Here is a 10009-nt window from a genome sequence, read left to right as displayed (position 1 = left end):
AGCCGTACCCCAACCAAGGGCGGCATGACCACGCTCATTTCATGGCCTACTGTCAGGTGATAACCATCTCAGCACACACTAGGCCAATGCTAGGGTGATTAAAGCAGGTTTTTGAAGGCTTGTAGGTTGAATGGTTTGTCGAAAGAATAAATAAGAATATATTGGGGCCAGTTGACGCTACATCTAAAAAAGTAGCCCGCAAAATCCATTCGGATTTTGCGGGCTTCGAAATCTGGTAGCGAGGAGAGGACTTGAACCTCCGACACTGCGGATATGAGCCGCATGCTCTAACCACCTGAGCTACCTCGCCACAGCGGAGAAAGGCTTATAAGGAGTTCGCGGACAAATTGCAAGGGGTAAATTTTGCCTTTTCTGGCTCCGGCGTATGCGGGCCGGGCGCTACAGCGCCAGGAACACCGCCGCCGCCAGGGCCAGGCGGTACCAGGCGAAGGGCCTGAGCGTCAGCGCGCCCAGGAGGGCGATGAAACCGCGCACCGCAACCCAGGCCGCCAGGAAGGAAACCACGAAGCCCACCACCAGGAAAGCCACGTCCCCGAGGTCGAACAGGCCCCAGGTCTTGAGCAGGTCGTAGCCCGTGGCCGCGAACATGATGGGCACGGCGGCCACGAAGGAATACTCCGCCGCGGTCTTGCGCCCCGCGCCCAGGAGCATGCCGCCCATGATGGTGGCCGCGCTGCGCGAGAAACCGGGCCACAGGGCCAGGCATTGGAAGAACCCGATGCCCAGGGCCAGCCCCGGGGTCACGGCGTCCAGGCCCCGGAAGCGCGGGGCGCGGCCGTAGCGGTTCTGCCGGGCCTCCACCGCCAGGATGGCCACCGCGCCCGCGGCCAGGGCCCAGGCCACGGTGTCCGGGCTGAACAGACGCTCCTTGATGAAATCGTGGACCAGGAGCCCCAGCACGCTGGCGGGCAGGGAGGTCAGAAACAGCAGCCACAGCCCGCGCATCCCGGAAAAGGCGCGCTCCGGGTCCTTGCGCAGGAGGCCCGTGAAGCGCGGCCAGTAGAGCGCCACTACGGCCAGGATGGCCCCGAGCTGGATGACCACCTCGAAGGTGGCGGCTTTTTCGCCGGAAAACCCCAGGGCGTGCCCGGCCAGGATCAGATGCCCGGTGGACGAGACCGGCAGGAACTCCGTGAGCCCCTCCACCACGCCCAGGACGGCGGCCGTGAACAGCGAATCCATGATCTTTCCTCCCGAATGTGCCCGGGCGGGGGAGCCGCTCCGGGGCCCGCGCGGGGCCGATCCTGGCCTAGCCGAAGCCCGCGCAAGTTGCAAGCCGGGGGCGCATGGTGTAGATGTCCGTCACATCATCGGCAACGGCGGTATCCCCATCAAATCGCAGCCAAGGAGTTGTCCCATGCCCACGGTCGTGCCCAATGGCGAGCTCTTGCGCCGCGCGGTGAAATGGATTTCCGACCAGCGTTCCTGCGGCCAGGCCAATGTTTCCACCCTGGTGGAGGAGGCCTCGGTGCGCTTCAATCTGAGCCCCCTGGACCAGGACAATCTGCTCCGGCTCCTGAAGGAAGATTGCGGGGACAAGGGAGAAGCGGGCCGTTGAAAAACAGCGATCTGCCGCGTCGCTACGCCGCTTCGCGGCTGGGCTGCCGCGAAAAAATCAAACCCTCGCGTAGCGTAAGCGCGGGAAGTACGCTTCGGTCTTGCCTTTTTCCTGCGCCTTGCATCTCACTATTTTTGAACGGCCTGCGGAATAATGCCTAGACCATTCTCGCTTCTTCAGCGCCAGATATTCAAGGAACTCGTGGCCCTGTTTTCCCTCACGGCCTTGTCCCTGCTGGCGCTGCTGCTCATCGGCCGCCTTCTTCAGCTGCGCGAACTGTTCCTGTCCCAGAGCATGGGGCTCGGCGACGTGGCGGCCCTGTTCACGTACCTGACGCCGTTCTTTTTGCTGCTCATCGTGCCCATCTCGTGCATGTTGGCGGTGTTCTTGACCTTTCTCCGAATGAGCACGGACCTGGAGAGCACGGCCCTGCGCGCCTCGGGGGTCAGCCTGTACCAGATGCTGCCCGCGCCTCTCATCTTCTGCATGCTCTGTGTGGCCGCCAACCTGATGATCAGTTTCTGGGGCGTGTCCTGGGGTATGGAGAATTTCCGCGCCAAGGTCCTGGACATGGCCCGCACCCGCACCCGCCTGGTGCTGCAACCCGGTGTGTTCAACAAGGATTTCCCGGGGCTTACGGTCTACGCCCAGCAGGCCGACCCGGCCGACGGCTCCCTGCGCACGGTCTTCGTGCAGGACGAGACGCGCGGCGACGTCAGCGCCACCATCCTCGCCCCCCGGGGCAACGTGCGCACCGACGCCAAGCAGGGCCAGATAGTGTTTCACCTGGAGGACGGGCGCATCTACCGCCAGGAAAAGGGCGGGGTCAGCGTGGTGGGCTTCGGCGCCTACCAGGTGCGCATGGACCTCTCGCGCCTGCTCTCGGGCTATGACCTGGGCGAGGTCAAGCCCAAGGAAATGAGCTGGGAGCGGCTCAACGAACTCAAGAACGACCCGGCCATCGCGGATGTGGACGGCGGCAACTACGCGCGCAAGGTGCGCGTGGAGGTCCAGAAGCGCCTGGCCCTGCCCCTGGCTTGCCTGGTGCTGGGGCTCTTCGCCCTGCCCATGGCCGCCAGCTTCAGCGGGCTCAGGCGGCAGTGGGGCCTGGTCCTGGCCCCGGGGTTCTTCCTTTTCTACTACACGCTGTTGTCCCTGGGCCTGTCCCTGGGCGAGACGGGCACCGTGCCCCCGATCATCGGGCTCTGGCTGCCCAACTGCCTGTTCCTGGGCGTGGGCGGATGGGGCCTGGTCATGGCCGCGCGCGAGCGCGCCGTGGGCATCGGCTCCTGGCTGGCCAACGTCGCGCTCCTGGTGCGACGCAGGAGGGAACATGCCTAGAATGGGCGTCCTGTCCCGCTATCTCCTGCGGCAGAACCTGTTTTTCCTGCTGACCACCCTGGCAGCCGGCGCGGCCATCTACGTCATGGCCGACCTCTTCGACCGCCTGGACGACTTCCTGGAGGCCGGGCTGGGCCTGCCCACGGTGCTCACGTATTTCGCGGCCAAGCTGCCGCTGATCATCTCCCAGATCCTGCCCGCCGTGTTCCTGGTTTCCGTGGTCATCCAGCTCTGCCTCATGGCCCGCAGCCGGGAGCTGCTGGCGCTGCGCTCCGGGGGCGTGTCCCTGGGCGCGCTCACGCGCTTCATCGCCTGCTACGCCCTGGTCTGGTGCCTGGGGCAGCTCGTGTTCGCGCAGCTGGTGGGCGTGTACGGCGAGCAGATCTCGCGCAGCATCTGGTCCGAGCAGGTGCGCGGCAACATCATGGAAAAGAAGGTCCTCGCCGACGTCTGGTTCACCGAGGGCGACGAGGTGGTGCAGGTGCGCCGCATGTGGCCCGCGCGCGGCGAGGCCGAGGGCGTCTCGGTGTACACCATGAGCGCGGACCGCGAGAAGGTCACGCGCATCGTCACGGCGGACAGCGCCAAGGCCGGGAAAAAGATCTGGACCCTGCACCAGGCGCGCATCATGGACCCCGCCACCTTCAACGTGCGCGCGCAAAGCGAGCTCAACCTGCCCCTGAACCAGGACCCCATGACCTTCCTGCACATCGACCCGGGCGCGGACCCCTCGTCCCTGCCCCTGTGGAAGCTGGTGCGGGTCATCAAGCGCCTGGACGATTCGGGCTCCAACGTGGAGCGCCTGCGCACGTCCCTGCACATGAAGCTGGCCTACGCCTTCTCCATCCTGGCCATGGGGCTGGTGGCCCTGGCCCTGGTCTCGCTGTCCGAGAACGTCTATCTGAACATCGGTCTGGCCCTGGTGGTGACCTTCGTCTACTACGTGATCTACATGATCGGGGCCACCATGGGACAGAAGGGCATGCTCCCGCCCTGGCTCGGGGCCTGGCTGGCCAACATGGTCTTCTGCGGCCTAGCCCTGCTGCGCCTGGCCTGGACCGTGCGCCCGTCCCGGGTGGAGGCCTGAGCAGGGCGAACCCGCGATCCGCAACCCTCCCAGGAGGCCCGCCCATGAAGCCCGCCGCCTTCGCCGACCTCAAGGCCCCCGGCCTGTTCCAGGGCCTGTTCGGCACGCTTCTTCCCCGGGACCTGGAATGCATCCAGGTGGAGATGACCTCGCACTGCGCCGGGCGCTGCACGTACTGCCCGCGCACAGTGCTTTCCGACTCCTGGCGTTCGCGGCACATGGCCGCCGAGACCTTCGCCGCGCTCTGGCCGCTGATGCTCCGGGCGCGGCGCGTGCATCTCCAGGGCTGGGGCGAGCCCTTCCTGCATCCCGAGTTCATGGAATTCGCCAGGCTGGCCCTGTCCGCCGGCTGTCAGGTCTCCACCACGTCCGGCGGCCTGCGCATGGACGAGGGCCTGGCCGAGGACATCGTGGCCAGCGGCATGGACGTGGTGGCCTTTTCCCTCACGGGCACGGACGCGGCCAGCAACGCGGCGCGCGCGGGCGTGCCCTTCGAGCGGGTGGAGCGGGCCGTGCGCATCCTGCAGGGCGTGCGCGAGAAGCGCCAGGGCGTGCACCTGGAGATCCATCTGGCCTACCTGCTCCTGGCCTCGCAGCTGGAGGCCCTGCGCGGGCTGCCCGGGCTCATGGACGAGTGGGGCGTGCACGCCGTGGTGGTCAGCACCCTGGACTGCGTGCCTACGCCGGAGCTGGCCGGGGAGGGCTTCCACCCGGACGAGCGGGACAAGATCGCGGCGGCGGAGCGGGTGCTGGCGGAAGTCGGTGTCGAGGTGCGCGCCTCGGGCCGGGATATCTTCGCGGTGCTGCCCCGGGAGCGCCCCGCGCCCTCGTGCCGCGAGCGGGCTCACAGGACGCTGTATTGCGACGCCGAGGGCGTGCTCGCGCCCTGCGTGCTCCTGAACCTGCCCCTGGACGGCCTTCAGGGCGGCCGCCTGACCTTCGGCTCCATCCGGGACGAGGACGCCGCGAGCATCTGGGACAAGCCGGAATACCAGGCCTTTCGCCGGGCCCTGGAAACGGATTCCCCGGACCCGGCCTGTAAGGACTGCCTCAAGCGCTTTGAATATCTGGATTAAGCAGGCTGAAAGATACTAGGCTGGTTCGTCTGCGGCGCCCACGGCGTTTCGCAAGGTCTGCCACAGGGCGTCCGTACCCGCGCCCGTGGACGAGGACGTGGTCAGCGGCTTCTGGCCGCCCAGCAGCGGGGCCCATTGCTTGCGCACCTGCTCGCGGTCGCGCTGCTTGGTCTTGTCCGCCTTGGTCAGCACCGGGATCACGGTCACCCCGGCCCCGCGCAGATAGGCCACCAGCTCCATGTCCAGCTTCTGGGGCGGCAGGCGCGCGTCCAGCAGCACGGCCACGGCGTGCAGCCAGGAGTTGCCCGTGATGTAGGCCTCGATGAGGGCCGCCCATTTGGCGCGCTCCACCTTGGACGTGCGCGCGTAGCCGTAGCCCGGCAGGTCCACAAGGTAGAAATCCCCGGGGCTGACGCGGTAGAAGTTCAGGCTGCGGGTTTTGCCCGGGGTGGAGCTGATCTTGGCCAGCTTCTTCCTGCCCGCCAGGCGGTTGATGAGGGACGACTTGCCCACGTTGGAGCGGCCCGCCATGGCCACCTGGGGCAGGGGCATCTCCGTGAGCTGGTCCATCAGGTAGATGGTCTTTTCCAAATCGAGCTGTATGTTCATCCGACCTCCATCGGCTGTGCTGGGCGCAGTATGCCCATGAAGGCGGTGTTTGCCAACTTCCGGGGAAATGGATACATAGGGTCAGACTTTGCGGCCGGGGCCTCTCCCGGCGCATATTCCACGGACGGTGCCTGATGCCTAACTACCGGATTTTGATTCTCAACGGTCCCAATCTGGGGCATCTCGGCCAGCGCCAGCCGGAGATATACGGCAACGAGACCCTGGACAGCCTTCCCGGGCGCGTGGACGCGCTCCTGGGGGCCGGGGCCGTGGAGCTGGTCTTCTTTCAGGCCAATGGCGAAGGCCAGCTCATCGACCGCCTGGAGCAGGCCCGGGAAGAGGGCGTGGACGGCGTGGTCTTCAATGCGGGGGCCTACACCCACACCAGCCTGGCCCTGGCCGACTGCCTGGCCTGGATCGGCGTCCCCGTGGTGGAAGTGCACATTTCCAACGTCTGGGCCCGGCCCGAGACCGTGCGTCACCAGAGCTTCATGGCCGCGCAGGCCGTGGGCGTCATCGCCGGGTTCGGCATCGAGTCCTACGCCCTGGGCGTGGCCGCCCTGTACCGGGCGCTTGAATCAAAGAACTAAAAATACACCATTTTTGGAGGATACATGATCGCAACTTCCGATTTCAAGAACGGCCTCAAGATCGAGATGGACGGCACGCCCTACGAGATTCTGGAGCACCAGCATCACAAGCCCGGCAAGGGCGGCGCCGTCATGCGCACCAGGCTGCGCAACCTGCTGAACGGCCGCGTCATCGATCACACCTTCCGCTCCGGCGAAAAGGTGGAGAAGCCCGACCTTGAGACCCGCGTGATGCAGTTTTTGTATCACGAGGGCCAGGATTTCGCGTTCATGGACCTGACCACCTACGAGCAGCTGACCATCACCGCCGATCAGGCGGGCACGGCCGGCGGCTTCCTGGTGGACGGCCAGGAGGTCAAGGTGCTCCTGTACAACGGCAACCCGCTCACCGTGGACATCCCGGCCTCCGTGGTCATGGAAGTGGCCGAGACCGAGCCCGGCATCAAGGGCGACACCGTGTCCGGCGCCACCAAGCCCGCCACCCTCAGCTCCGGCGTGGTGGTGCAGGTGCCCCTGTTCATCAACCCCGGCGAGAAGATCAAGGTCGACACGCGCACGTCCGCCTACATCAGCCGCGAAAAATAGTCCCGCACACAAGAAGGGGGCCCCGCCCGGGGCCCCGCAAACGGAGGATAGGGCCACGAACGGCACCAAGCTTTTCAGGGAAATCGTCGCGCTGGCGCTTTTGTTCAGCGGGCTGGCCCTGGCCGTGGCCCTGGCCAGCTACGATCCGGCGGACCCGAGCTTCAACCACGTGGTGGGCGGCGGCTACGCCGTGCGGAACGCCTTGGGCCTGGTGGGCGCCTACGCCGCGGACCTGCTGGTGGTGCTCATGGGCATCGGCGGCTGGGCCGTGCCCGTGGCCCTGGGGGCCCTGGCCGTGGGCAACTTCATCCCCCGGCTGTTCCCGGCCTGGTGGCGCTGGCTGGGGCTGTTCCTGCTCACGGTCTGCGCCATGCCCCTGGGCGCGTCGCCCTGGGGCCTTGATTTCGCGGCCCTGGGCAAGGTCGGCGGCGGCGGGCTGTTCGGCCAGATCCTCTTCTCCCAGGCGGAATTCTTCCTGCGCACCACGGGCGCGGTGCTGCTCTGGGCCTTCGTGTTCATCGTCTCCATGCAGCTTCTGGCGGGCCTGACCTGGGGCGCGTGCGCCCGGCGCATCCGCAACCAGTTCCTGGGCCTGGGCCTGTCCATGCGCGAGGGCCGGATCAATCGCGAGCGCGCCCGCGAGGCCAAAGCCGAGGCCAAGGCCCTGAAAAAAGCCGAGAAGGAGCGCCGCAAGGAAGCCCGCACCGGGGACGGGGACGACGACGTGCTCACGGGCCTGTCGCGCTTCAAGACGCAGGACGCGCCCGCCAAGAAGAAAGCCAAGTCGCCCAAGGCCGCCCCGGCGGAACCCGCCAAGAGCCCGGCCGCGCGCGCCGCGGAGTCCGGCCCCCCGCCCGTGGATTTCCTCAATCTGCCGTCCAACGGCGGGCCGGCCATCCCCAAGGAGGTCCTGGAGGAACAGGGCCGCCGCCTGGAGGAATGCCTCACGGATTTCGGCGTGCAGGGCGAGGTCCAGGGCGCGGAGCCCGGGCCCGTGGTCACCATGTTCGAATACAAGCCCGCCCCGGGCGTGAAGATCAGCCGCATCGCCAATCTTTCCGACGATCTGGCCCTGGCCCTGCGGGCCGGAGCCGTGCGCATCGAGGCCCCCCTGGCCGGGCGCGACACCGTGGGCGTGGAGATCCCCAACGAGCACAGGCAGACCGTGTACCTGCGCGAGGTCATGGACTCCGAGGCCTTCCGCAAGTCCTCGTCGCTGTTGACCCTGGCCCTGGGCAAGGACATTCACGGCCATCCCCACGTGGCCGACCTGGCCAAGATGCCGCACCTCCTGGTGGCGGGCGCCACGGGCCAGGGCAAGAGCGTGTGCATCAACTCCCTGCTCTTGTCCTTCCTGTACAAGGCCACCCCGGAGCAGGTGAAGCTGCTGCTGGTCGACCCCAAGCGCATCGAGCTGGCCGTGTATTCCAAGCTGCCGCACCTGGTGCACCCGGTGGTCACGGACATGGCCCTGGCCAAGAACGCCCTGGACTGGGCCGTGTACGAGATGGAGCAGCGCTACGACGCCATGGCGCGCCTGGGCGTGCGCAACATCGAGGGCTACAACAGGAAGGTCGCCGGGTTCGGGGCCGAGCCCCCCGAGGAGTTCGCGGACCTGAGGCCCATGCCGTTCCTGGTCATCGTCATCGACGAGCTGGCGGACCTGATGCTCACGGCCAAGAAGGAGGTGGAGACCTCCATCGTGCGCCTGGCGCAGCTGGCGCGGGCTTCGGGCATCCACATGATCCTGGCCACCCAGCGGCCCTCCGTGGACGTGGTCACGGGCCTGATCAAGGCCAACTTCCCCAGCCGCATCGCCTTCACCGTGACCTCGCCCCAGGACTCGCGCACCATCCTGGACACCGTGGGCGCCAACCACCTCCTGGGCAAGGGCGACATGCTCTTCAAGCCCAGTGGCGGCAAGACCCTGCGCCTGCACGGGGCCCTGGTGGACGAGGAGGAGATCGGGCGGGTCATCGAGTTTTGGAAGGCCCGCCAGTCCCAGAGCTTCGACCTGGACTTCGGGGACTGGGCCCGCGAGGGGCAGGGCGCGGGCAATGGCGGCGGCGGGACCCCGGGCGAGGGCGGCGGCGAGGGCATCCCCGACGACCCGGTCTACCCCGAGGCCGTGGCCTTCGTCATGGAGCAGGGCAAGGCCTCCATCTCCCTTATCCAGCGCCGCTTCCGCATCGGCTTCAACCGCGCCGCGCGCTTCGTGGAGCAGATGGAGCAGGACGGCGTGGTGGGCCCGGCCGACGGGTCCAAGCCTCGGCAGGTCATCGCCACAGACCGTTGAAAAACAGCGATTTGCTGCGTCGCTTCACTGCTGTGAAAAATACAAAACCTCGCGTAGCGTAAGCGTTGGAATACGCGTCGGTCTTGCATTTCCCTTGCGCCTTGCATCTCACTATTTTTCAACGGTCTGCGGCAACGGCCTTTAGCTTTTGTCCGCTGAGTTCCTTGGTTTTTTCCTGAAACTTTAAGCTTGGCTTGAGCTTTTTGCGGGAGGGATTCCATGCGCATGCTCGTAATCCTCGGCCATCCCCGGCCCGGCAGCCTGAACCACGCCCTGGCGGGCAGGGGGGTGGAGACGCTGGAGGAATTGGGGCACGAGGTGGTCTTCCACGATCTCTGCGCCGAGGGCTTCGATCCGGCCCTGCCCGGGGACGAGGCCGGGCGCGGGGCCGTGCTGCCACCGGATGTGGCCCGGCATTGCGAGGAGTTGCGCGACGCCGAGGGCGTCGTGGTGGTGCACCCCAACTGGTGGGGCATGCCTCCGGCCGTGCTCAAGGGCTGGATCGACCGCGTGGTGCGCGTGGATGTGGCCTACCGCTTCGTGGGCGAGGACGGCGGGGAGGGCGTGCCCCAGGGCCTGCTCAAGGCCCGGCGGGCCCTGGTCCTGAACACCACCGACACGGACCCCGCGCGGGAGGCCGCCGTGTTCGGCGATCCGCTGGAGCGCATCTGGAAGGATTGCGTATTCGGATTATGCGGCGTCACGGATGTGACCCGGCTGAATTTCGGCACGGTCTGCATTTCCACGCCCGAGCAACGCGCCGCCTGGCTGGACCAGGCCGAGGCCCAGGTGCGCGAACTATTCCCAGCTTAGGGCCTGGTGAAGAGTTGAAACGGCCCTTGCGGC

9 protein-coding genes, 1 tRNA gene and 1 pseudogene are annotated in these 10009 nt (G+C 66.8%); 8 read left to right on the top strand and 3 right to left on the bottom strand.

Annotated features, from left to right (window positions below; genetic code table 11):
* Positions 1–233: 233 nt before the first annotated feature.
* Positions 234–310: transfer RNA gene (locus tag ACYYG1_RS07175), tRNA-Met, on the bottom strand.
* Positions 311–399: 89 nt separating this feature from the next.
* Complete coding sequence (locus tag ACYYG1_RS07170; RefSeq protein WP_461209609.1) at positions 400–1203, bottom strand: undecaprenyl-diphosphate phosphatase; 804 nt, start codon at positions 1201–1203, stop codon at positions 400–402.
* A gap of 175 nt (positions 1204–1378) precedes the next feature.
* On the opposite strand from ACYYG1_RS07170, the gene ACYYG1_RS07165 reads away from it, so the two are divergent.
* The 4 genes from ACYYG1_RS07165 to ACYYG1_RS07150 all read left to right on the top strand — a co-directional run bounded on the left by ACYYG1_RS07165 (position 1379) and on the right by ACYYG1_RS07150 (position 5083).
* Positions 1379–1579 carry a hypothetical protein gene (locus ACYYG1_RS07165; protein ID WP_461209608.1) on the top strand — a complete coding sequence of 67 codons (201 nt, stop codon included), beginning with the start codon at positions 1379–1381 and terminating at the stop codon, positions 1577–1579.
* Between the two features lie 153 nt (positions 1580–1732).
* Entirely contained in the window at positions 1733–2920 is a 1188-nt protein-coding gene (lptF, locus tag ACYYG1_RS07160) for an LPS export ABC transporter permease LptF (RefSeq protein ID WP_461209607.1), read from the top strand.
* Entirely contained in the window at positions 2913–4007 is a 1095-nt protein-coding gene (locus ACYYG1_RS07155; RefSeq protein WP_461209606.1) for an LptF/LptG family permease, read from the top strand. Before lptF ends, ACYYG1_RS07155 begins: the two co-directional genes overlap by 8 nt.
* 44 nt (positions 4008–4051) lie before the next feature.
* Positions 4052–5083, top strand: a complete 1032-nt coding sequence (locus ACYYG1_RS07150) for a radical SAM protein (protein ID WP_461209605.1) — start codon at positions 4052–4054, stop codon at positions 5081–5083.
* Between the two features lie 15 nt (positions 5084–5098).
* On the opposite strand, the gene yihA is transcribed toward ACYYG1_RS07150, so the two are convergent.
* Positions 5099–5692, bottom strand: a complete 594-nt coding sequence (gene yihA / locus ACYYG1_RS07145; RefSeq protein WP_461209604.1) for a ribosome biogenesis GTP-binding protein YihA/YsxC — start codon at positions 5690–5692, stop codon at positions 5099–5101.
* A gap of 134 nt (positions 5693–5826) precedes the next feature.
* Between yihA and ACYYG1_RS07140 the strand changes: the two genes are divergently transcribed.
* The 4 genes and pseudogenes from ACYYG1_RS07140 (at position 5827) to ACYYG1_RS07125 (ending at position 9976) form a co-directional block, all read left to right on the top strand.
* On the top strand, positions 5827–6282 hold the full coding sequence (locus ACYYG1_RS07140) for a type II 3-dehydroquinate dehydratase (RefSeq protein WP_461209603.1): 456 nt from the start codon (positions 5827–5829) through the stop codon (positions 6280–6282).
* Positions 6283–6306: 24 nt separating this feature from the next.
* On the top strand, positions 6307–6867 hold the full coding sequence (gene efp / locus ACYYG1_RS07135) for an elongation factor P (protein WP_461209602.1): 561 nt from the start codon (positions 6307–6309) through the stop codon (positions 6865–6867).
* A gap of 79 nt (positions 6868–6946) precedes the next feature.
* A pseudogene (locus tag ACYYG1_RS07130) lies at positions 6947–9163 on the top strand (DNA translocase FtsK); the annotation flags it as partial.
* 219 nt (positions 9164–9382) lie between these two features.
* Positions 9383–9976, top strand: coding sequence for an NAD(P)H-dependent oxidoreductase (locus tag ACYYG1_RS07125; RefSeq protein WP_461209601.1), 594 nt, complete (start codon positions 9383–9385; stop codon positions 9974–9976).
* Positions 9977–10009 lie beyond the last annotated feature (33 nt).

It is taken from the genome of Desulfocurvus sp. DL1XJH-121, from assembly GCF_054819825.1.
The sequence above is the reverse complement of the archived record's forward strand: the minus strand, read 5'-3'. Positions and strand labels throughout refer to the sequence as shown.